This window comes from Methylocystis sp. B8 (assembly GCF_005771425.1).
Lineage (GTDB): Bacteria > Pseudomonadota > Alphaproteobacteria > Rhizobiales > Beijerinckiaceae > Methylocystis.
Genome location: NZ_VBTZ01000003.1, coordinates 102,617 through 124,640, shown reverse-complemented (window position 1 = coordinate 124,640; position 22,024 = coordinate 102,617). Strand labels below are relative to the sequence as shown.

Annotated in this window: 19 protein-coding genes and 2 pseudogenes; 3 read left to right on the top strand and 18 right to left on the bottom strand. The window is 55.7% G+C overall.

Annotated elements, in window-relative coordinates; all coding sequences use genetic code 11:
* Positions 1-10 precede the first annotated feature (10 nt).
* Together FEV16_RS07315 and FEV16_RS07310 are read left to right on the top strand one after the other, a co-directional pair.
* Positions 11-1,020 (top strand): annotated as a pseudogene (locus FEV16_RS07315) (IS3 family transposase).
* Positions 1,021-1,215: 195 nt separating this feature from the next.
* On the top strand, positions 1,216-2,604 hold the full coding sequence (locus tag FEV16_RS07310; RefSeq protein WP_138166976.1) for an O-antigen ligase family protein: 1,389 nt from the start codon (positions 1,216-1,218) through the stop codon (positions 2,602-2,604).
* A gap of 50 nt (positions 2,605-2,654) precedes the next feature.
* On the opposite strand, the gene FEV16_RS07305 is transcribed toward FEV16_RS07310, so the two are convergent.
* Positions 2,655-4,607 (bottom strand): nucleoside-diphosphate sugar epimerase/dehydratase, encoded by a 1,953-nt coding sequence (locus tag FEV16_RS07305; RefSeq protein WP_138166975.1) that lies wholly within the window; start codon positions 4,605-4,607, stop codon positions 2,655-2,657.
* Between the two features lie 17 nt (positions 4,608-4,624).
* Positions 4,625-5,185, bottom strand: coding sequence for a sugar transferase (locus FEV16_RS07300; RefSeq protein WP_138166974.1), 561 nt, complete (start codon positions 5,183-5,185; stop codon positions 4,625-4,627).
* Positions 5,186-5,386: 201 nt separating this feature from the next.
* Between FEV16_RS07300 and FEV16_RS17185 the strand changes: the two are divergent.
* Positions 5,387-5,576 (top strand): annotated as a pseudogene (locus tag FEV16_RS17185) (hypothetical protein); the annotation flags it as partial.
* Between the two features lie 169 nt (positions 5,577-5,745).
* Here the strand turns inward: FEV16_RS17185 and FEV16_RS07295 are convergent.
* The 16 genes from FEV16_RS07295 to FEV16_RS07220 all read right to left on the bottom strand — a co-directional run bounded on the left by FEV16_RS07295 (position 5,746) and on the right by FEV16_RS07220 (position 22,013).
* The gene (locus FEV16_RS07295) at positions 5,746-7,050 is read right to left on the bottom strand and encodes a nucleotide sugar dehydrogenase (protein WP_138166973.1); all 1,305 of its coding nucleotides are present in this window, start codon (positions 7,048-7,050) and stop codon (positions 5,746-5,748) included.
* 351 nt (positions 7,051-7,401) lie between these two features.
* Positions 7,402-8,289: a glycosyltransferase family 2 protein gene (locus FEV16_RS07290; RefSeq protein WP_138166972.1), complete on the bottom strand. Its 888-nt coding sequence runs from the start codon at positions 8,287-8,289 to the stop codon at positions 7,402-7,404.
* A 571-nt stretch (positions 8,290-8,860) separates the two neighbouring features.
* Positions 8,861-10,075 (bottom strand): glycosyltransferase, encoded by a 1,215-nt coding sequence (locus FEV16_RS07285; protein WP_138166971.1) that lies wholly within the window; start codon positions 10,073-10,075, stop codon positions 8,861-8,863.
* Positions 10,076-10,078: 3 nt separating this feature from the next.
* Positions 10,079-10,825, bottom strand: a complete 747-nt coding sequence (locus FEV16_RS07280) for a class I SAM-dependent methyltransferase (RefSeq protein ID WP_138166970.1) — start codon at positions 10,823-10,825, stop codon at positions 10,079-10,081.
* Positions 10,826-10,864: 39 nt separating this feature from the next.
* Positions 10,865-11,605 carry a DUF268 domain-containing protein gene (locus tag FEV16_RS07275; RefSeq protein ID WP_138166969.1) on the bottom strand — a complete coding sequence of 247 codons (741 nt, stop codon included), beginning with the start codon at positions 11,603-11,605 and terminating at the stop codon, positions 10,865-10,867.
* 281 nt (positions 11,606-11,886) lie between these two features.
* A complete protein-coding gene (locus FEV16_RS07270) occupies positions 11,887-12,747 on the bottom strand; it encodes a glycosyltransferase family 2 protein (RefSeq protein WP_138166968.1) in 861 nt (286 codons plus the stop codon).
* 10 nt (positions 12,748-12,757) lie between these two features.
* A complete protein-coding gene (locus FEV16_RS07265; protein WP_138166967.1) occupies positions 12,758-13,978 on the bottom strand; it encodes a glycosyltransferase in 1,221 nt (406 codons plus the stop codon).
* The gene (locus FEV16_RS07260; RefSeq protein ID WP_138166966.1) at positions 13,975-14,901 is read right to left on the bottom strand and encodes an NAD(P)-dependent oxidoreductase; all 927 of its coding nucleotides are present in this window, start codon (positions 14,899-14,901) and stop codon (positions 13,975-13,977) included. The genes FEV16_RS07265 and FEV16_RS07260 overlap by 4 nt, the downstream gene beginning before the upstream one ends.
* Positions 14,898-15,776, bottom strand: coding sequence for a hypothetical protein (locus FEV16_RS07255; protein ID WP_210234868.1), 879 nt, complete (start codon positions 15,774-15,776; stop codon positions 14,898-14,900). The genes FEV16_RS07260 and FEV16_RS07255 overlap by 4 nt, the downstream gene beginning before the upstream one ends.
* A gap of 13 nt (positions 15,777-15,789) precedes the next feature.
* Positions 15,790-16,386, bottom strand: coding sequence for an acyltransferase (locus tag FEV16_RS17420; RefSeq protein ID WP_171015160.1), 597 nt, complete (start codon positions 16,384-16,386; stop codon positions 15,790-15,792).
* Positions 16,387-16,411: 25 nt separating this feature from the next.
* A complete protein-coding gene (locus tag FEV16_RS07245; RefSeq protein WP_138166963.1) occupies positions 16,412-17,101 on the bottom strand; it encodes a class I SAM-dependent methyltransferase in 690 nt (229 codons plus the stop codon).
* Positions 17,098-18,006, bottom strand: coding sequence for a glycosyltransferase family A protein (locus tag FEV16_RS07240; protein WP_171015159.1), 909 nt, complete (start codon positions 18,004-18,006; stop codon positions 17,098-17,100). The genes FEV16_RS07245 and FEV16_RS07240 overlap by 4 nt, the downstream gene beginning before the upstream one ends.
* 1 nt (position 18,007) lies before the next feature.
* Positions 18,008-18,754: an FkbM family methyltransferase gene (locus FEV16_RS07235; protein WP_138166961.1), complete on the bottom strand. Its 747-nt coding sequence runs from the start codon at positions 18,752-18,754 to the stop codon at positions 18,008-18,010.
* 19 nt (positions 18,755-18,773) lie between these two features.
* Positions 18,774-19,622, bottom strand: a complete 849-nt coding sequence (locus FEV16_RS07230) for an ABC transporter permease (protein ID WP_171015158.1) — start codon at positions 19,620-19,622, stop codon at positions 18,774-18,776.
* Between the two features lie 38 nt (positions 19,623-19,660).
* Positions 19,661-20,683, bottom strand: coding sequence for an FkbM family methyltransferase (locus FEV16_RS07225; RefSeq protein ID WP_171015157.1), 1,023 nt, complete (start codon positions 20,681-20,683; stop codon positions 19,661-19,663).
* A gap of 100 nt (positions 20,684-20,783) precedes the next feature.
* Positions 20,784-22,013, bottom strand: coding sequence for a hypothetical protein (locus FEV16_RS07220; protein ID WP_138166958.1), 1,230 nt, complete (start codon positions 22,011-22,013; stop codon positions 20,784-20,786).
* Between the last annotated feature and the right edge of the window lie 11 nt (positions 22,014-22,024).

Below are 22,024 nucleotides of genomic sequence, written 5' to 3'. Positions count from 1 at the left end.
GAGGGCCAAAATCCCGAGGAAAATCCACAAGCCGGAAGAGATCGTCGCGAAGTTGCGGCAAGTCGATTTCCTGCTTTCGCAAGGGCAGAACGTTGCCGACGCCGTTCGTCAGATTGGCGTGACCGAGAGTGACCTACTACCGGTGGCAGCAAGAATACGGCGGATTGAAGGGTGACCAACTCAAACGACTGAGGGACTTTGAGCAAGACAACGCCCGGTTTCGCAGGGCGGTTTCCGATCTGACGCTCGGCAAGTTGATCCTTCAGAGGCTGCCAAGGGAAACTTTTAAGCCCCGCCCGCCGCCGTCTGGTGATCGGTCTGCGTTGCATGTGTCCGAGCGTCGCGGCGCTGTGCGGCGCTCGGAGAGCATCGATCGACGCAGCGCAAAGGCGCCGGGGGGTTTAAGGATGAGGAACGGCTGACCCCTGACACCGTCGAACTCGCTCGTCAATACGGCCACTACATCTATCGCGAGATCGCCGAACTACCGCGCCGAGCTGGCTGGGAGTCAACAACAAACGCGTCGAGCGCATCTGGCGGCGCGAAGGATTGAAGGTTCCTGCGAAGCAACACAAGCGTGAGCGACTCTGGCTCGCGGACGGATCATGCGCGCGCCTGCGGGCGGAACGCCGCAATCACGTCTGGTCCTACGACTTCGTCGAGGACCGCACGCATGACGGAAGGAAATACCGCATACTGAACATCGTCGATGAGTTCCCGCATGAATGTCTGGCCATAAGAATCGATCGGAGGCTGAAATCCGTCGATGTCATCGACATGCTCTCCGATCTCTTCATCCTGTCGCGGCGTTCCCGGCCATGTGCGTTCAGACTATGGACCGGAATTCGCTTACGCGACGAACTGCTCGACGGCGAAATATTCTACACACTGTGCAAGGCCCAGATCATCATCGACAGCTGGCGGCGTCACTTTAACACGATGCGCCCGCACGCCTCGTTGAATTACCCTGCCCCGGCCCGGAAACATTCGTGCCCGACTTCATCGCGTGGCCAGCTATGAACTAACATTGAAATCGGACCACTCCTTAGGGGCCAGTCAGATCTGTTGCGGCGGAACGGAAAAGGCAGTAATGCAAAAAGCGCTTCAGAACGGCGCAGTCCATAGCTTCAGTGTGGACCACTCGATGGGGCGGTTCACGAGCTATGAACGATAGAGAAAAATCGATCGGTGTGAACCGACACAGGGGCTTTCAATATGTCAGGCTTTAAAGAAGATGTTATATTTTCTTTTGTGCCCGTCATTCGGCGATTGATCGACGTTATTTCTGGTGCAACTCAGCAAGAAGCATGCGCTGCGCCGAACCCGGCATCTGAGCGATCAGCTAATGTAACGTATCTCTTTGCAGCCTACATCGTGTTCATCGCTTCGATGTTCCTATCGAATAATTTTTTTTTGGGGCACGAGCTGTTCCTGTATGCGGTTCTTCCGTTAGCGTTCCTACCCTTTCACATAGCGCAGTTCCGGTTCAGATGGCGGACTCTGGCCTTGCCAATCGCCATATCTGCACAGAACACCGCACGCACGCTGCATATGGCGCGCTCGCCCATGTTTGGAGCGGCCGTGCTTTATACGGTGTGCATTACGGCGAGTTCTTGGGTGCATCCCGAACCTGACGTGCTATCGTTTATACAACAAATGCTACTCATGATTCCGGTTCTGCTCTTTCTACTCGTAACGGCACGACTGGTAGTCGATTATCATAATTTTTTCGATGCGTTTTACACTATCCTGGCACCGACCGTTGCGCTCAACGCAGCCGCAAATTTGGTTGTTTTTGTCAAAGGATTGCCTGATCTTGCATCAATCGTCGACAATCGGCTTTATCCAACCTACGGCCTTGCCACCGCCTTTTGGCCGACGAACGCCAGTCTGACATACGCGATGTTTTTCGTCGCCTCTGTCGCGACTGCCTCTATCCTAGAGTCGAACTGGAGACGCGTTCTGCTCCTCCTCTCAGCTCTTGTCCTCTTCATAGCGATCCTGCTCACGCAGGGGCGCGGCGCTCTTGTCGGATCAGTTGGCAGCTTGTGCGTTTATTCCCTAATATCGTCACGACGCATACGACAGGCGATTATTCTTTTCGCCGCAATAACTGCGTTCTTAGTTATAATTATCCCCCATTTTCGTGACCTGGCTCTGAGGAGGGGTGACGGGCTCCGATTGGAAATCTGGAGTAAATTCATTCCGATGGCTTTAGAGCAGCCGTTTAGCGGATACGGACAAAGGATCATATTCGGCGTCCCGGTCAGCAATGGTGAAAGAATACTTCATCCCCACAACATGGTTTTGGCAGCTCAAATCCGCGGCGGCTTGGGCGCAGGCTTAGCAATGTTGGTGCTTCTTCTTGGCGGTGTGCGCTCGACGTTCAGTTACTATCGCGCCGGCGGGAACCCAGCCCCGTTGTGCGTTCTTTTGACATTGAGCATCGCCGGATTGGTCGATTACGAAGTTCAAACGTCTTTTGCAAACTGGTACTGGGTCACGTTCTGGCTCCCTTTCGGCCTCTGCATCGGGTCCGATGTCGCCCTGCGCAAGGGACAAACCAAAGCGCTTGGAAGCATGAAAACTCTGGGATCACTGTAGTTGCGTCACGACGCTTGATCCTGTTTACCGCCGTTCTTCCCTCGCGGGGCTCAACTCGGAACTGTTGCGGCGTCTAACGCGTCAGCTACCCCTGCTTCATGCTCCATGTGTACCCAGTCCACAATCTCGTCTTCAGGTGTGTAGCCTGAGACCAACTGTTCCAGCATCAAGCGTATGCGGTCGATATCGTTCACATTCAGGGCATGCTCGAGGGCATTGAGCTTTTCCTCAAGGACCGCCCAAGGCAAAAAGTCTTCATGCGCCTTCATGATCCGTGGGTGCAGTGTGGGCCGAGGATTGTCACCAATCAAAAGTTCCTCGTAAAGTTTCTCGCCAGGTCGCAGTCCAACGACTTCAATATCGATGTCGCCATCCGGATCCATCTCATCCTTCACCGTTAGGCCAGAGAGTTCGATCATTCGGCGCGCCAGATCCATGATTCTGACTGATTGTCCCATATCCAGCACAAACACGTCTCCCCCTATGGCCATCGCCCCGGCCTGGATGACTAGCTGAGTAGCTTCTGGGATTGTCATGAAATAACGGGTGATGTCCGGGTGGGTCAGGGTAATCGGTCCTCCATCCCGGATCTGCTGGCGAAACTTGGGGACGACCGAACCGGACGACCCCAGCACATTGCCGAAGCGGACCATCGAGAATTTTGTGTTTCGCGAGGCCGCCGCCAACGCTTGCAACACCATCTCCGCTAAGCGTTTGCTGGCGCCCATGATATTGGTTGGCCGGACCGCTTTGTCTGTGCTGATTAACACGAAATTCGCCACACCTTGCGCAGCAGCCGTCTTTGCCGCCGTCAACGTGCCAAACACATTGTTCTTGACGCCTTCTGACGGGTTATGCTCGACCAAGGGCACGTGCTTGTATGCGGCGGCGTGATAGACGGTATGGGGCCTCCATGTCGACATGATCTCGTTGGTGCGTCTCTCATCACGCACCGAAGCGAGCAAGGGAACCAGCTTGACCGCGGTTCCCACAAGTTTTGCCTGCAACTCCTGATGGATTTGATAGAGCGCGAACTCGCTATGATCGACCAGCAAGAGAGCAACTGGCCCGACTTGGATAATCTGGCGACACAATTCGCTGCCGATAGAGCCGCCTGCCCCTGTGACCAGAACTACTTTGCCTATGATGTCTTTCTCGAGCAGTGCATGATCAGGCATGACCGGTTCGCGTCCCAATAGGTCGTCAATGTCTAGGTCCTGCAAATCCGAAACTGTGATCGTGCCCTTCGCGAGCTCAGAGAAGCTCGGTAACGTGCGCAACGACACCTTGGCGTGCAACATCTGGTTCAGGATTTCATTACGCCGTTTGCGACCAGCCGAAGGCAATGCTAGCAATACCGTGCTGATGTCACGCGTCTCCACCAAATGAGACAAATCATCCGGACTATGGATGGGCAAGCCGTTAACCACATGGCCTTGCAAACGGTCGTCATCGTCCAGAAATGCGATTACTCTCATCTCATGGCTGTTCGCCATCGCCGCCGCCAACTGACGTCCGGCGCTTCCGGCACCATAAATCAGCACCTTAGGCAAAGTCGCCAGCTTGAGCTGTCTTTCATACAAGCCGCCCAGCCAAAAACGGGCAACCGCTCGCGAGGCGCCTACCGACAAAAGCAACAAAATCGGTTGGATTAAACCGATCGTGCGCGGCACATCCTGTACTCCGATGGCGGTAAATATGGCCGCAAAGATTAGGCCATATACTCCGATCGCCTTGGTCACTGTCATTAAGGCCGGCCAACCCGAATAGCGGAAAATTGCTCGATAAAGCCCGAAAACCGCGAATATCGGCAGGGCGATCAACACAGAGGCCATCACCGCCCACAAGGATGGGCCGCTCAGTTCGATAAACTCTCCCAATCGGAGATAGAAGGCGAACCAAATTGTGAGCACGCAAAGGCTGAAATCTACTGCCGCAACGACTAGCCGTTTGGCAGCGCGCGGCAGGGCCAATATCGGTAACGCCAAGTTATTCAAAAGCATCCAAACACCATTGAGAGCTAGTGGGACACTCCATCACGATGGAGGACTTTCACGAAGGTCAGCCAAAGGACCCATAGGTCAAACCAGAACGAACGTCGGCGCAAATACTCGGCATCTAGCTTGACCTTATCCAAGATCGGCAGTTCGTCTCGGCCATTTACTTGCGCCCATCCGGTCAGCCCCGGGACGAGTTTATGTACCCCCTGCAGGGTGCGCAGGGCAATGAGATCGGTCTGGTTGAATAACGCGGGGCGCGGACCGACGAAATTCATATCACCTTTCAGAATGCTCCAGAGCTGAGGCAATTCGTCGAGGCTGGTCGTGCGTAGAAATGAGCCGATCGGAGTGAGGAAAATCGCAGGATCTGTCAACATATGGGTGGCGACCGCCGGCGTGCCGACGCGCATCGTACGGAATTTGGGCATTTTGAAAATTTTGTTATTACATCCTACACGATCCGACCAATAGAGAGCTGGCCCTGGCGAGGTTCTTCTGACAAAAATCCCAATCACCAGAATGGGAAGAAATAAAAGTATTGTCGCGATGATTGCGATACCAAGATTGCACAAGCGGTTCATTTTTTAATATTCCAGAGTCTGGACCAAGACTTCACGATTGACTACAGAGTTTTCTGAGAGCCGGTCCGGCGATTTCATGGTGAAATTGAAAGTCTTGCGATTCTGCGCGTCGTGAGTCGGATCATGGCGAGTTTGACAAAGGCGCTCTGGGTCCGCGCAATTCGCCGCGCCCAACATCGATGGATACCGGGCGACCGGTGCGGCGTTTTCGAATCCGTCGCGGATCTCGAAGACGCCATCAGTCGCTACATCAAAGCCCATAACAAGATATCGAAGCCTTTACCAATGGACCGCCACAGCGCCGGCAAGCTTCTCAAAGATCGCGCGAACCCATGCCCCCGACATCGTTAAAACAACGATTTCAGCGGTCCGTCTCCAAGGGGCATCTTGAAATGCGCTTGCTTCCAAAATTTTCGCTGAAATATTCCAAATTGCCAACTTATTCCGCGCGGCTTGCGTGCTATTCAAGACGGAGCATGATTTTTGGCCATACGTCCGTATCCCAATAACCGCGAAACTAACCCCTTCTATCTGCAACGGTAGTCTCTACATTTTAATACTTATGCCTTTATAATATTAGCGGCTGCCTCCAAGTATCGTCCGCGCGCATCAACGATCAGCGCCGCGTTATTCTTAATCATTTCGTAGTCGAATTTATCATGATCTGTCGCTAACACCAAGCAGTCATATTTTTGAATATTTTCTCTTGTTAGTTGTACGCTGAAAAGCCCAAAGGAATAATTGCGTATTTTTGGAAACTTAGCAATATGTGGGTCGCTGTATGCGACATCCCCGCCTAATTCAAGTAGTTTTTGCATTATAATGACGGAAGGGGATTCTCGCATGTCGTCCACGTTCTTCTTGTAAGCGATTCCTAAGACTAGAATACGGCTGCCATTGATTGCTTTTTTGACCGAGTTTAGTGCTGATACTACCTTGGAAATGACATAATCTGGCATCGAAGAGTTAATTTCACCCGCTAGTTCTATAAAACGGGTGTGAACACCATACTCTCTCGCTTTCCAGGTAAGATAAAATGGGTCAATTGGAATGCAATGCCCTCCTAATCCAGGCCCAGGATAGTAAGGCACAAATCCAAACGGTTTAGTTGCAGCAGCTCGGATAACTTCATGAATATCTATACCCATCTTATCGGCGACGATTTTCATTTCATTTACCAAGCCAACATTTACTGCTCGGTGTATATTTTCCAGTAGCTTAGTCAGCTCAGCTGTTCTTGTCGAGCTTACAGGAACAATAACATCGATCACCTGTTCGTAAAGCGCTATACCATGTTTCAGACAAGCTTCTGTCGAGCCACCACAGATTTTTGGTATTGTTTTAGTGGTAAAATTGGGATTTCCTGGGTCTTCCCGCTCAGGAGAAAAAACTAAAAAGGCGTCGCGCCCTACTTTGAGCCCACAAGACTCGATCCGCGGCAAGAGCTCTTCATCCGTTGTTCCGGGATAAGTCGTGCTTTCCAATGAGACAAGTTGACCAGATCGCAAAAATGGAAGCAATGCATCCATTGTATTTAATACAAAACCCAAATTTGGCTCACGGGATTTATTTAGAGGAGTTGGCACACAAAGAATTATGGCATCGACATAGGAAGCGCGAGAAAAATCGTTTGTCGCCTCAAAACCCGCTTCAAGCGCTCGCCTGATAGAGGCTGCTGGAATGTGCTCTATATAACTTGCGCCTTGCGACAAGGCATTGATCTTTGCCTTATCGATGTCAAAGCCGATAACCTTGTAGCCTACCTCGCAATAACGAAGCATCAAGGGCAGGCCCACATATCCTAGACCAATAATTCCTATAACAGCGCGTTTATCGCGCAGTTTTTCTAACAAATCAGCTTCCACCTAAGTAGCCTCTATTATTGCGAGAGCGACGCGGCAAAAATACTATTTTTCCACGCTACCCGCCATTCGGGTGAAGTCGCATACTTCACCGCTGCATCGAGATAACGCACCGTTCGCCGGCGTTTCACGAGGGACTTCAAACGCGGAGCGCTTGAAAAAGATGAGCATTTTGCATTCATGCTTCAGGGAAGCAGGGGTTCAATCGATCGGATCACTTTCGTACGAAGCCCTATGGTTTCGCACAAGCGGCTCCGCCGCCACGCGACAGGACTGGAGATGAACTCCAAATTGTCGTCTCGGTTTTCCCGACCAAGAGGTTTCAATGATACCCGAGATTCCGCACATCCGAAATTAGGTCCCTTGATTGCATTGCAGTCTGGCGCGGAGTGTTAGCCAGGCATCGTAAACGTCACGCGGAACGGCGTGAAGACGCCGTCGCTGTGACCATCGATTCAAGCCAAGCCCGATTGTCACAATATCCACAGTAGCCCTGACAGCTTGTGACAAAATTCCATTGATCCCGGATACAAACGGCCCGATCGCCCCGGCATGGCGCCATACAGACCGACTGAATACCAATCGGCCACGCAAGAGTTTTCCGATTTCCAACCGCGGCTGCCGATATCCGATCAAGACATCGCCTATACCGGCAAATTTGCTGTGTCCATAGCTGCGTAGCAGCAGATCCTGATCTTCCGCTGTTCCCAATGACCCATCATACGGGTTCGTTCGGAACCATTCCGCGCGACCACACCATGTCGGGTGAGGAAAGGAAAACCCCCGAAATGGGTGACGGACAATGTCATCATGATTGAGACTCACGGGAAGCAGACCAACCTGTTCATCACCGGAAAATACCACGGCACTCGACGCCATCAGATCGATCTGAGGATGAGCCTCAAGAAATGCAACCTGCTTTTCAAGACGTAGCGGAAAGCAGACATCATCGGCATCCATTCGCGCGATGAACCGACCACGCGCTGTGCCAACCGCCTGATTCAGACGAGCCGCAAGCCCCATACGCCGACCGTCGACAAACAAGCGAATTCGGGGATCATTGAAGGATTCGATGACCCTTACACTGCTATCGACAGAGCCATCGTCGAGCAGAATAAGCTCCCAATCGCTCAACGTTTGCCATTGCAGGGAGCGAATCGTATCGCGCACAGTTGCGGACGCATTGCGCATCGCCATTATGACCGAGACAAGCGGCTGTCCATCAATCATAAGTTCGAACAATCAGTTTTCACGAAAAAAGCGACCTGGAAGTCCTGCAGCGATATGTCTGTGCGCCCGCGCTCCTGTAGGCATCAGAAGTACGGTACGCCGCCGCTCGCGCACCCCGTTCCCAATCAGTCTGTCGTCGAACGCGATGAGTTGCCCGTCCCGCAATGTCTACTCCGACTTCAACGCCCGGACACCACCTCTATCAAAGTTAAGCCGTCCTCGCTCCGCTTGGCCTTGGTAACTTCACAGTCGGACGCGCGTCCCGATCCTTCTGCCGCAACTTCGCGGGCTTGTCTACCCAGACGTCGGGGATATCGCGAAGCAGCTCCTACCACTCCGGCGCGATGCTCGCCCCAATGTGCGCGGAAAAAAGACAAACACGGGGGCTTCGCAGCCGTTTTCTCCCAACCCGACTGGTACACTCTCACGTCGCTATCCAGCACAATTTGTCTCTGCCATAACGCCGCCGCGCCGACGTGGCGGCGTTATGGCGTACAGCCGTGATGACGGAGACACGCGGATGACCGCTCTCGCAACGCAACGCTCTTGCTTTTATGTGTCTCATTCGGTTGCGCAGCCAACGTCAGCTCTCGCGATAGAAAAGACGGCCCGGCAGGCCGCACGCCTGGTACGTCGCCGCCCCCAGCAGGCGCCATGACAATTCATAGAGCAATCGCCGCGCAGCGCGCGGCCCACGTTGCCTGCCGAACATGAGGCTAAACGGAACCACGAGGGCCGTGCGGATGAAACTCACGAAAGCTCTGCTGCGATGGCGCGCGACGGCGTCCGCCAGCGCCTCGACCGAGAGCAGCCACGGCTGCGCCGTCCGCGTGTCACCGACCACGCGCAACCGATCGAGAATCTCCGCGAGGCGTTGTTCATATGTGTGAGCGGCGCGAACGCGGTAGTGCCCAGCACGCGCAATGCTGTCACGCAACTCGGGGTGAGCGAGAAAATAGCGCGTCTTTATAACAAGGTCTTCTGGCGATGCGAAGGTCACGATCTCGCGGTCTACGCCGAAATAGCGCTCGAGCTCGGGAGCTTCTTCGGTAAGCAGAAAGCCACCCGCCCCCGGAACTTCGAAAGTTCGCGCCTTGATCTGATGCGCGCCAGTCCCGCGCGCGTTGCGCTGACCGGAGCCGGAAAAATTCAGCGAGATACGGGAAGTCCGGTAGATTTCGGGGATCTCGTCGGCGCTAACGACACCACGTTCCGTGCCATGACCAAAGCACGAGACCTTAACACCACTCGCGCGCAGGGCCGAAATCCAGGTCGCGCGCGCGCCATAGATGCTGCCGACGAAGCTCACGTCGTAGCGGCAATCGCACGCTGGACAGGGGGCGGCGAGAGTGGCGCTTGAGGCCGCCCATTGCGACAAAAACACATTGCCTTGCCCCCGTGCGGCGGCCGCCGCCGCGGCAGTGGGATCGGTCGTCACATGGAGATCGACATGGCCAGCGAAAAAGCGCGACGCTTGCTCGAATTTCCAGGAATCATCAGTTCCCCAGTTCACGATCAGCGCCGGACTGCGATTACGGATCAGGTCGAGAGCTTCGAACCAGATTTCGTAATGCGTCAGTACGCAGAACACGACGTCGGGCTGGAATGCGATCACCTTTGCGAGCAGCGCGAGATTCAGCGCGGCGAAGTCGCGATGGCGCGAGCGATCACCGGAATCGAACAGCTCAACCTCATGCCCTAGCCGGGCGAAGGCCGGCACGAAGTGGATATAGTCGTAATTCTCGCCGCGCTCAGGTAGGCCATAGGCATAGCGGCTGAGGACACAGAGCACCTTCATGGCTCAGGGCTCGGCCTTCCGCGTGGCAGTGACGTGATAGCCGACGGTGAAGCGCCGCTCTCGATCAGTCGCGTCGAGCCATTTGGCCGCGAGCGGCACAGCAAGCAGGAGAATGGGGGCGAGCAAGAGCCACGCCGGCAGCCACACGAGGTGCGTCAATCCCGGCGCGGCGAAGCTAAAGGGTCGCGTCATGCGCGCGAAGCGGATGGTTTCTTGGCCGACATGGCGTAGCGTGCCATTGTTCGCGGTCATCGTGATGGCCTCGAACCCGGCGGCGGCGAGGAAACGCTCGTACCAGTAGGGCGTGAAACCACCATAGAAATGGAACGGCTCCTGATGAATGCCTGAACCCAGCGGCGCAGTCAGGATCAGGCGACCGCCTGGCGCGACGATGCGGCCGAATTCCCGGACGACGACAATCGGCTCCGGAACATGCTCGAGCACTTCGGTGCAGAGGACTACGTCGAAACTCGCATCGGAAACGGGGATAGCGTTCGCGTCTGAAACAAAATCGATGGGCGCATAGCCGCCGTGCCGCAACTGATCATCCTTTAGCTGCGCGAAATCCTGGGTTTTGTATTCGCAATGGGCAAACAGCGAGCGATAGGGCGCCGATCCGGCCCCGACATCGAGCACCTTCGATCCGGCAGGCACGCCCGCCGCCTGCTCCGCGATCCACCTGTCGCGATTGCGCACATTGAAGGCAAGTAGGTCGCTGGCGGCGAAGAGGCGTCGTAGACCTGATAACATTGAAGGCACACACCTGAGACCGACGGCAAGCGACCAGCGTTACCGACAAAATTCGAAAAAGCCGCAGCCGTAGTCGAGCTCCGGAACCAGCGCGGGAGACACGTCCTCATGCAGCTTACCGTCGTCCGACACAAAGGAAAAATTTTTCAGTTGCAGCTGCGAAAACCAGGATAGGATCGTCGGCGGCGCGAACACGCGATGCGCGTTGAAGCACACCCGTTCCCGTCCGATCGGCGTCGACAGATAGAGCGTTCCGCCTTGATCGACCAAACGCTGCAACTCCTCAGCGGCCAGCCGGGCCCCGTCGGCATTGATGGGGTCGCCATATCGCCCCAGCCCGATGTGCTCAATAACGTGCAGGCAAGACAGACTCGCCACTGACCGATCCGCAAACGGCAGACGATTGATATCCGCCGCCACGCAGCTCAACCCGCTTTGCCGGACGACCAGCGGCCGGTAGTCAACGAAGATTGTCGGTACATGGGCGGAGAGCACGCCCACGGTCAGCACGCTCGACCCGATGTCGATATGTTGTCGCGGTTTGGCTTCCGCAAGCCGCCGGGCAAGCCAGTTTCCCTGATAGAAGTAATGCGGATCGAACGGGGTGGTCGGCAGCTGGTCCGTGAGGCAGGGATAACTGTCGGCAACTGCGACCGACCACGATCCTGCACATCGGCGAAACGCCAGCCAGTCCGACACATAGCGCGGCAGATATCGCACCGAGACCAGGCGGCGCCAGTCCACAACCGCGCCGACCCAGCGCTTGGCAAAATCCATCATCACAAATCAATCGACCTCACTGTGGGTCCGGCGCGAGACGACCAACCGAAGAAAAGCTCATTGTTGATACGTATCGATCTTCATCCGCAGGGCCAGAATTGGCGAACAGGCTCGGTTGCTGCGTCGAATGTGTGCCGCAACTGTTGAAACGGTTTGTCCGAAGGGTGCGCATCTGTTGTCTTCGTATGTGAACATGGTCCAATTTCCGATGTCGGAACAATTATTGATTTGAACTGACAATCAATAGCGACGATCGGGAAACGTTTCCCTTAGCAGAGCGATCAGCCCGACGACGCGCTTTCTCTTACCCGCTCGTCGGGCTGCCAGTAAGCGGCGCAAGGAAGGCTCGTCACCAGCCTTCCCGTTAGGTCCGGCCTGCGCCATGCTAGCGGCGCGATCCGGGCGCGCGCGCTCATCGCCACCCGATGGATCCCCCGGAAAAGCACCTTCAGCACTGGACTAGAGCTACATGCGCCGATTTCCCTTGCCCGGACGCGCCTGCGCTCGCGCTCGTATGCCGCGGAGCCGGAGATGGACTTCTGTCCCCCATGCCGCCGGAATGCGCTGAAGGTGAATGGCATGTAGCCGGGGCGGCCTGCAAGGGCCATTCGCAGGAACAAATCATAGTCTGCGGCATATTTCAGTGAGCGATCGATCCCACCGATCTTTTGATACAGTCTGCGGCGCCAGAAACACGCATCTTGGAGTGGCGTCCAGCCCCCGTACAAAGTCGCCATGCGCAAGTCTGGAACCCATCCGCAACTATAGGACAGCACCCGATTGTCTTCATCGATGTAGAAATCGTCACCGAAGATCATGTCGAGATCGTCGGTTAGCAAGCGCCGCGCTGCATCGAGCGCGCCAGACAGATACATGTCGCTTGCGTTGATCCAGCACAGGATATCACCGGTCGCACGGTCAAAGCCTTTGGCGAGCGCGTCCGCATAGCCGGCATCCGCTTCGCTGACCCAGCCCGTGAGGCTGGCCTCATGGCTTCGAATGACTTCGACGCTGCCGTCGGTCGAACCGCCATCGATGACGAAATACTCATCGCCAGGCCGGAGATTGTCGATCACTGACTTGATCGTATCCTCCAGATAAAGCGCCATGTTGAAGGATGGCGTGACCACGGAAATGCGCATGCGCGAAGGACTATCGATTCTGAGGACTTTGGCGCGCGAACACTGCTGTCCGTTTCACACCGGCGCCGTGTCTGTCCAAGGTGGAGAGAACGATCTCTTCATAATGTCGCGCGAACGCTGCTCGTCGGCCCACAAGATTGGCCGCAGCTCGATCAACAAACTGCACGTCTTCGTCAGCGTCCCACCGATTCCACGCTTCCCACATTTGTTTCGCTAGCGAGCGAGCGTCGTCAGCGGGAAAAAATGCTGCCCGGTCCGGAGCCTGCTCCCGATGAACAGGAATATCGGAGAGCACGATTGCCTTTCCCATCGATTTCGCCTCTTCGACGGTGGTACTCCAGCCTTCGAATTTTGATGGATTGATCACAGCGACAGCGTGGCGCATGAGACTCATTAAGTCCTGGTACGGCACCACACCCAACGGCTTGAACAGATCTTCGATACCAAGCCTGAGCGCGGTCGCCGTCAGCGATGAAAAATAATCCGGCTGCCGAGGATCGGCCGTATTACCGGTCGCGATGACTTCAACCACAGCGCCTTGCTGACGTAACAACGCCAGTGCTTCCAAGACCACGATATGATTCTTATGAATCCAGAACTGGTTAGGCAGATGAAAGAACTTATCGGCTACGCCATATTTGGTTCTGAGCTGGTCTCGCGGCAAGATGTCCTGCGCCAACGGTACAGACGCGACGAACGGCAGCACCGCCGTTTCGATATCTCTTACCCCGATTTTGCGCAGATCCGAGAGGGCAGCTTGGCTGCTCAGCAACACTGTTGAGGCATGCCGACAGCAGTTGCTCGCATTTCGACGGCGAGCCGCTAGTTCGCGTTCCGAGAAGAAGCCGGGAAATGTCAGTTCCTGGAAGTCGGGAATCCAAACGATGCTTGCGATCCGTGAGCGTTGACCGAAATATCCCGAATGCGAGAGAATCCGGATGTTCTCGGACTTTAGAGCACGCTCTATCAGGATATCGCGCCCGGATAAGACGCGCATCACTCGCCGCGCCTTGCCGACGACCGAAGGGGCGTCCAGCAGCGGCAGGCTGACGACCGCTACATCCGGAAATTGGCTTTTCATCGGTTCGAAACCACGACTCGATGTAATCAGAACCGGGTCGATCCTTCGTTCGGGTAAATCCGCGATGGCAGAAAACAGATTGCGATAATAACTCGTTCCGCCAAGCCAGCCGTTACCGGCGAATTCCAGGATAAAGCCGACACGGATCATGTCAGAAGACTACTGGCCCATGAGACATAATCCGCCAGGCCTTCAGCGAACTCTTGTGTAGGCGCCCACGCGAGCGCGTACGCACGCGCCATATCAGCTTCGTAGCCCGGCGGATCGCCCTGGCGCGCCTCTCCGGAGAAGCTAATCTCCGGCACCGATGCGGGCCAGAGCCCACGAAGGTGCATCAATGCGTCGCGAATCGTCATGGAGTTTCCGGTCCCGCCATTGACGATCGGAACCGCCACGGATGCCTGCTTCGCGACAGCATCGATCAATTGAACCGCGTCACGGACATGCAGCCAATCCCGGCGCTCGTTCCCTGTGCCGCCGAAGCGGCCGTCGCCTTTTGCAAACTTTTGACAAGCATCCCAGAAAAGCTGCTTGCGCAAGCCGAGTCCGTAGACCGAGAACAGGCGGACGATTGCGATCTCCAACCCATAGTCGCGGCCATACCGCTGACAGCGCTGTTCGATCGCAAGCTTGCTTTTGCCATAGGGGGAAATCGGATCGAGCGGCGCGTCTTCGCTGATCGGCAATTGCGTGACGATACCATAGACAGCAGCACTGGACAGCACGACGATGCGCGGGCTCCTCGCCTGATGACGCGCGAACTCCAGAACTTCAATCGCGGAGCCGACACTCTTGCGAAATTCCGCATCGGGATCGGCGAATGAAGCGGCAACAAGACTGCTGCCCGCGCAGTGAACGATCAGATCAATGCGCTCAGCTAGAGCCTCAAGAGACTGGCGCGACACCTCGCCGGACTGCCAGCGACTTAGTCCAAAATCGATGGCTTCGGTAGCGTTGCCGTGACCGATGCCGACGACGCGATTGCCTTGCGATTTAAAGTGCTGCGACACATGTCGACCGATGAAGCCGAGCCCCCCGGTCACGAGGACGGTCGCTGCATTCGGGGATGTCATGAACTGAGATCGACCAACGGCAATGTTTCGAGAAGCTTCTGCTCCTCCGTTGTCGACAAAAAGCTGAGATTTCCGGACGGATCTCTCGTCTCGCGAAAAGACGCCCGGACGTAAGCTTCCCGGACACTCAAGCTCGGCAGGCTGGCCGGCTGAATATCCTTACGCACAAAGAATGCATTGTTGCCGGCCGAATTGCAGCCGACAAGATTGTAGCCTTTGGCTTCGCCAAGCTGGGCCAATGCAGCCAGCGAAGCGCCGTAGTAGATCATCGAATAGTGTGCGTGTGCTCGCACGAACTGAGGATCGTAAGGAACGCTCACCGCACGATCCGCGCCAAAACGCGCGTTATATTCCGTCACAACGATCCGGGGCTTGACAACATCAATCGCCTGCCAAACCCAATAATCGTTGCCGTCGATGTCGACCGACAGCAAACCGATATCGCCGCCGATTCCAGCTGAACGGATAATATCGTTTATGTTGTCGCGGGTGATAAACGCACACTCGGCACGTACATTATGCCGCCAATAAATTTCACTGCGGCGGATCCTATCGACATTTTCAACGCTGCCGTCGACGACAAGACCCGACCAGTTATCTTTGACCATGAGAAAGCGCGTATTGGATTCAAGATAGTCTTGGACCCCGAACTCCACGAAGGTCTTGTTTTCGACGGGGACATGCCGGGTGAGAAATTGAATAATGCCATCCTCACCCCACTGCGAAAAAACTCGAAATTCGGCTTCACGAAGCGTTTTTGCATTCTCGGTCTGTCTGGCCTCGATTCGACCGATCCCTTCCTGAAGGTAGATCGTCCGGGATTCGATCGAATCGACGCGACGAATACGAGACAGCAGTGATTCTAAGATACGCACAATATCTATCCGTTCATGGCAGAGACTGACCGACTGCTATAGCTGGATTGCCAGCGACCACAGTATAAGGAGCGACGTCGTGAGTGACAGTGGAGCAGGCTCCCACAATGGCCCCCTCTCCGATCCGCACGCCCTTCAAAATCGTGGCGTTGAAGCCGATCCAAACGTCATCACAGATCTCGATCTTATCGGCGGCAATGTTCTCGACAAAACTTGCCGCACCCATCTGAGTCAGATCTCGAAAATGCCGATGACGCTCAGAGGCGGAGAAAGAGTGAGCATCGTTGTCGTGTACATTCACGCCATGCGATAGGAAAACACGACTGCCTAGCTTTACATGCGAAAGCGACCATATTCGCGTCCCTTCGCCGACATAGCAGTGATCTCCGACTTCGATACGACCGCCGTAAGGATAGACAAGCAGTTCCCCCGCAAGCCAGGTCCATCTCCCCAGCACGACATTTTCTGGGTCACCGGCATTGACGATCTGGCCGGACACGAGAATTCGGGAGCCTTCGCCGCAGCGACAGTACTGTCGCTGCCGATGATCCCATAGGCGGCCCATGACATCCAGCCAGCGGCTTCGCAATTTCAAGATCAGCGAAAACATCTTTAAGACGATAAAAAGTCGTTGATCATGACGAGAGGCAAATGAGCCACTTGCCGAGCGACATCCGATCGGTCCATGACGAATCCAGGATTTCCACCTTTTCATAGACAGCACGGCATTTCTTGTCCCACCAAGCCGTGCCGTTGTTGTGGTAGCTCTGGAAGGTTTTTATCCATCCTTCGTCCGCGTTGCTTCGTGAGACGGGAATCATGTGGAATGATCCGTAGCGAGCCACACGACGGCATTCCTTCAAAAATTTCTCGATTCCATCTGCCGTAAAGTGCTCAAGTGACCCGATGGAATAGGCCCAGTCGAAAAGCTGGTCGGGGTAGCTCATGGCCATCGCGTCTGTCACCAGAAGCCTTTCCTTGGGAATTCCCCGCGCAATGGCTTTTTCGATCAACATGTTCGAAATGTCGCAGCCGTGTACCTCAAGATCGGGATTGCTCTTTAGCAATTCCATGGTGCGGCCTGTGCCGCAGGCAATATCCAGTACCCGCCCCTTACGGCCAGCCATCAATAGCTGGATATCGTTCCAGGCGTTGCCTTCGCCCCAGTGATCGAGCATTTCGGCCATCTTGGGATCCCAATAGATGTCGAGATCTTGTTCGCTGCCATCGCTTTTAATGGGTCGCAGCGCAACCACGTGGCTCCTTAGTCCTTGGACACCACGCAGAAGAATGGGAGGGATAAACTCCCGAACGTAGTCTTTCATTTGAGAAGCCTTCTGATGAGCCGGATCACCGGATGAGACTGCGAGCCGGAAAGCACGCGTTTCACGCGATCGAGTACGTCCATATCGACGCTTATTTCTGACGGCCAATTCTCGTAGCAACGAGCGACATCGGCATCAATGTCCATATCCCCCTGCAATACCGCAAGACCCGCCCCGTGCGTACCGGACTCATCAATACCAACATTCTGGACGAGCGATGTTCGTGGATAGAGGACCACCCCCCCTTTGAGGAACACCGAGAGCAGCCAGCGTACCCCCCAGGAATCGATCTTTCCATCGATCTGATCCTTCAGCATGCCGAAATAGTCGTAGTTACCGTCAAGGTTGAAGCGGGCGCGCAGGCGCGGATCGCGTTCAAGTTGCTTGTATCCGGTAGCGGACGGTTCAAACTGACTCCACTCTCTCTGCCAAGTCGCCCATCCCCAGCAGCTGATTAGCGGCAGGAACAGCCCGTCAGACGACGTTTCCGCCATAACGGGAAACATATACCCCGAAACCTGAAACACGCTCGGCTCATCCGCATAGCGCTCCAGGCCCCGATTGAGAAACGTCAGAAATTGCGGCGCGACAAGCAGATCGTCTTCGACGACGATCGCGCGGCCTCGCGCCGAACAGACATCCGAGACTCCCATGATAATCGAATTGGCCAGCCCGAGATTCTTCTCGCGTTCGATCAATCTTACGGATCTGAAGCCGAACGCGCCACGAGCGACATCCCTCGCCTGCTGGACAGCTGCCGCATCCTCCGGTCTCTTCGGACCATCCGCATAGATGATCAGATCGCTCTCGATTGCCAGCGGATTGGCCGCCAAAGCATCCAGGGTCCGGCGCGTATGCTCCGGCCGGTTGTAGACAAACAGAACGATGGGCGCCAAATCGGGCATCTTAGGATGGCCCGCTCGACATCGACGCGCATGATCCGTCTTCATAGATCAGCGTGTTGAGCGTCTTCGCGACCAACCGGTAGCCAGCTGCAACTGCAAAGCGGTTGATCGGGTCACGCTCGATGGCCAAAATGGTTCGTTCGTGCGCCTCGACCAGCAGGAAGCGAGGACGAAACCTGCTCCAGTCGTTTGAACGAAGAACGGACAAATCCATGCCTTCGACGTCGATGGATAAAAAGTCAATCTGCTTGTCGGGCGGAAGATGCGCGGTAAGGAGATCCTCCAGCCTGCGCACCGGAACGCTTCTTGTTTCAAGCAAACGGTAGCCAGGCAACCGCGCACGCTCCACCGCCAGCTCGGCGTCGAAAGTGTTCAAGGCAGGCTCGTTGAAGAAGTGAAATGATAGTTCTCCCGCCGCGTCCGAAACCCCAACGCAAACATTGATGTCAGACGGGCGATCGCGTTGAAACGCTTTGATCGCTTCCGGGTTCGGATCGATGTTGATGCCCGACCAGCCCCGCCGATAAAAATAGCACGTGTTGGAAAATCGAAAGGGATGATGCGCACCGACGTCGACATAGAATCCGCAGGCCTTGTCTTCGAAGAGGCGCCGCAGGATCATATCCTCGCCGTCCTGCGAGTAGGCAAGATTGACGAACGGATCGAGCCTCTCGGCCAGCCGTCGCGCGCGCTCGGTCAACCATATGGGGACCGCCGCCCGAACGAACTGCTTGAGACCAAATTCCATCTTCAGGGCGCTATGGGCTTCAGACCTGGTCCACGATCGTGCGCTCCATGCGCGCGAAGAACAAAAGCCCGGTCAAAAGCAAAACAACCGTGATGGCCAACGACTTGATTTCGGCTGAGGTGCTGACGCCAGGGGCGCCTTGAAGGAGCGACCAACGAAAGCCCTCCAACGGTCCCACCAGCGGATTGTATTCGTAGAGCCATGTCCATTTCTGCGGGACGATCGCGGAGGTGGTGTAGGCCACCGGGCTAACAAACATTCCCAATTGAAGAATAAGCGGCAGCGCATGACGAAGATCGCGAAATACTCCGTCGATCGCAGAGAGCCAGAGGCTGAAAGCAACGACGACCAGCACCACCTGCAGCACGAACAGCGGAGCCAGCAGCATTTGCTGCTGCAGCGGGATCTGAAACCAGACCAGGACGCCGGCCAGCAACACGAACGATATCAACACATCGAATATCGCGGATAGAACCGCCGCCAGAGGCAAAATAATGCGTGGAAAATAGACCTTGGTGATCAGGCTGGCGTTGCTGGTCAGGCTGGTGGCCCCTTCCGAAACGCCGCGGGTAAACAATTGCCACATGATCATGCCAGCGAAGGCCGAGGGAATGTAGGGCAGATTTCCAGCCGGCTGGGCCGGCACCAGCCGAAAGAAGACAACGAAAATCAACGTGAACGCGACCGGCACGATCACCGCCCAGAGCAAACCGAGCGCCGTCTGCTTATAGCGCGCTCTGATATGCCGCCACGCCAGCAGCATGGCAAGATGGCGATAGTGCCAAAGCTCGCCGAGTTTGAACGCGTGCAAAGCGCTCGGTGAAATCTCGTAGACCGGCTTTGCGGATCGGGATGCGAAAGAGGTCACTGCGGGTTTTTCCGAAAATTGGCGGGTGCGGCGCAAGACTATCCGTTCGGATAGGCCTGGTACATGTGCTGGCACCAGCGCGGAGCGTTCCTCGGCGCAATGCGCGCACCGAGCGCGCGAACCCTGCGCCAGAATGGCGTGTTCGCCAACCAGGCGCGATAGGTCGCGACGTGATGCAGGTCGACGATGGCCTGCTTGAGTTCGGCCGCTGCAGTGGCATCGAAAATCCCGGCGTGTTCGGCCTTGTCGACCAAGCTGTGGGCCTCGGAATAGTAATTGTAAGTCGCATAGACGAGGGTCATTCGCCTCACCTCGCCCGCATCCCCTTTCGACAGCAGCAATGACTTCTTCCGGAAGTAGATTGCGTCGAATTCCCAGATGCGTGCGGCAATCGTCGGACTGTTGGGGTCGACCGAGAATATCTCCGTTTCGTAGCCTCCTTCTGCTCCGTTCAGCGGCCGCCGAACACGCGCGACGCGAACGTCGAACAACTCCAGGCCGATCTCGTTCATGAACCGTTCGATTGCGGGAAAGCGGGCTTCCTCGGGATAGAATGCGTGCATACCCACTTCGAGCTCGGCTCCGAGGAGATCTGGAAGTCGTTCCGGCCCGAGTCCGCGAAGAGCTTCAAGTTCGGCGCCCTGGATATCGAGTTTGATCAGGTCGACCCGAGGCTCCCCCACGTCATTCAAGATCGATGCTAGTCGTCTTGTCTCGATGCGTTGCTCTACAATCGGGAATAGATAGCTCGGATCAACATAGTCGGCGCAATCCGCGCCGGCGCCGGGCTCGAATTTGAGAATCGACGTTCCAGTGGGAACGTTCGATACATAGAGCGTCCGCGGCCCGTCCGTCGCGGCGACTCCGGCGCAAACGACATGCCGTGTCGCGGTCAGACCAGCTGCTTGATTGGCGCGTTCAAGCTCAGCGCAGGCGTCCTGGCGCGGCTCGACCTGGTAGACATGGGCAACGCCATTTAGCAAATTCCAATGCGGCAAAAGACCGTTCGCCGCTCCGACATCGATGGCGACGAATCTCTCCTCATTGAGGACGTCGTTCATCAACCCCGCCGCGGTAAAACTATCGGTACGGCGCGGCACCACTCTGCGCCGAAGCGTATCCGCCAATTTGTGTAAACTTGAAATTAGGGTCATCTCGAAATCATTCGCCTTTCAACAATCGGCGCGCGATTGCGCGCGCGCGTTGTTGGAGCGCCTTGATTTTCGGAATCTCCGGTTCAACTGCGAAAATAACTTGAAACACAAACCGTTCGCCCGATTCGGCCAGCGCGCCGCGATGAATGCCATAGTCGCCATCGAAAACCACGCAATTTCCGACGTCATGCGTAAGTTTGATTTCGTCCTTCAGAAGATCGGCCGAGAGATCGGTATCGTCGGTAATGTCCTCGCCGAAATGGCTGCAGGCCTGAAGCGCCGTCGGCAGCATGAGAAACTCCCGCCTATATTCGACCTCCTGAAACCGCCGCCGATAATAGCTCCGCGTTCCAGCAACATAGTCGTCATAAAAGCGCAGGTCGATGGACTTGATTAGGAAATGAATAAAGTTCGATCTTGGCTTGGTGTTACTGCCCTTGATATAGCCGGTCGGCCCGTTTTCCTCGGTCACATTCGAGAGCGCCACGATCGCCTTCGGATTTCGACATCCATGGTCGTAGTGCATGTAGACGGTTTTTGACGTCGCCAAGCCAACGTCGGCATAGCAATTTTGCCACCAATCCTGCTTGTTGTGGGAGTATTCAAGCGAAAACCCGGTGAAAGTTACGTTGCTCCCAAAATAGGCCGACAGTCCGTCGAGAGCGCCACTTCGGCGGAAGAACTTCTCGAGGCGAACTCCTACACCGGAGTAGCGCGGCATGCTTTCCGCGACGCGGGTCTTGGGATTAAGAGCCGCCGCTGCGCGCAATCTTGCGACCGCCGGCGCGCATAGCTCCCAGAGCTTCTGCCTTTCCGCACCGGTCAACCGACAAATATGCGCACCATCCCGTTTCAAATCGTCGGCGACGCGGCGCGCTTGCGGCGACAGCATGCGGTTGAACTCATGACGGTCGTTCCTGATCCGCGCTTCGTACAGCAGTTCTGCGGTGACGTCCTTGAAAGCTCGGCTGAGCAACCGCCGAACGCGCTCATTAGATGTCGTCCGATCGAGATAAGCCGCCAATTCAGCGATCCGGCAGCCCGGTCCGCTGTCGAAAGCCTCCCGCAGAGCGGCAGCATGATATCGCGTCGCGTGAAGTGCTTCGAGATCGCGATCGATATTCGCGATCATGCCATCGACGACGCTATCGTCATCGCGTGCAGGAACGCCAAGATCACGAAAGGCTGGATGGACCCGATAGTCGATGTCCGGATAAAAACGTAGCTGCTGCTTCATCAAGATATCTC

What these genes read in the sequence shown, in the direction of transcription:
- FEV16_RS07245 (WP_138166963.1), bottom strand. Translation starts at nt 17,101, where the DNA reads ATGAAAGACTACGTTCGGGAGTTTATCCCTCCCATTCTTCTGCGTGGT.
- FEV16_RS07310 (WP_138166976.1), top strand. Translation starts at nt 1,216, where the DNA reads ATGTCAGGCTTTAAAGAAGATGTTATATTTTCTTTTGTGCCCGTCATT.
- FEV16_RS07275 (WP_138166969.1), bottom strand. Translation starts at nt 11,605, where the DNA reads ATGATGGATTTTGCCAAGCGCTGGGTCGGCGCGGTTGTGGACTGGCGC.
- FEV16_RS07235 (WP_138166961.1), bottom strand. Translation starts at nt 18,754, where the DNA reads ATGGAATTTGGTCTCAAGCAGTTCGTTCGGGCGGCGGTCCCCATATGG.
- FEV16_RS07220 (WP_138166958.1), bottom strand. Translation starts at nt 22,013, where the DNA reads ATGAAGCAGCAGCTACGTTTTTATCCGGACATCGACTATCGGGTCCAT.
- FEV16_RS07305 (WP_138166975.1), bottom strand. Translation starts at nt 4,607, where the DNA reads ATGCTTTTGAATAACTTGGCGTTACCGATATTGGCCCTGCCGCGCGCT.
- FEV16_RS07240 (WP_171015159.1), bottom strand. Translation starts at nt 18,006, where the DNA reads ATGCCCGATTTGGCGCCCATCGTTCTGTTTGTCTACAACCGGCCGGAG.
- FEV16_RS07280 (WP_138166970.1), bottom strand. Translation starts at nt 10,825, where the DNA reads ATGTTATCAGGTCTACGACGCCTCTTCGCCGCCAGCGACCTACTTGCC.
- FEV16_RS07300 (WP_138166974.1), bottom strand. Translation starts at nt 5,185, where the DNA reads ATGAACCGCTTGTGCAATCTTGGTATCGCAATCATCGCGACAATACTT.
- FEV16_RS07270 (WP_138166968.1), bottom strand. Translation starts at nt 12,747, where the DNA reads ATGCGCATTTCCGTGGTCACGCCATCCTTCAACATGGCGCTTTATCTG.
- FEV16_RS17420 (WP_171015160.1), bottom strand. Translation starts at nt 16,386, where the DNA reads ATGTTTTCGCTGATCTTGAAATTGCGAAGCCGCTGGCTGGATGTCATG.
- FEV16_RS07265 (WP_138166967.1), bottom strand. Translation starts at nt 13,978, where the DNA reads ATGATCCGTGTCGGCTTTATCCTGGAATTCGCCGGTAACGGCTGGCTT.
- FEV16_RS07260 (WP_138166966.1), bottom strand. Translation starts at nt 14,901, where the DNA reads ATGACATCCCCGAATGCAGCGACCGTCCTCGTGACCGGGGGGCTCGGC.
- FEV16_RS07285 (WP_138166971.1), bottom strand. Translation starts at nt 10,075, where the DNA reads ATGAAGGTGCTCTGTGTCCTCAGCCGCTATGCCTATGGCCTACCTGAG.
- FEV16_RS07225 (WP_171015157.1), bottom strand. Translation starts at nt 20,683, where the DNA reads ATGAACGACGTCCTCAATGAGGAGAGATTCGTCGCCATCGATGTCGGA.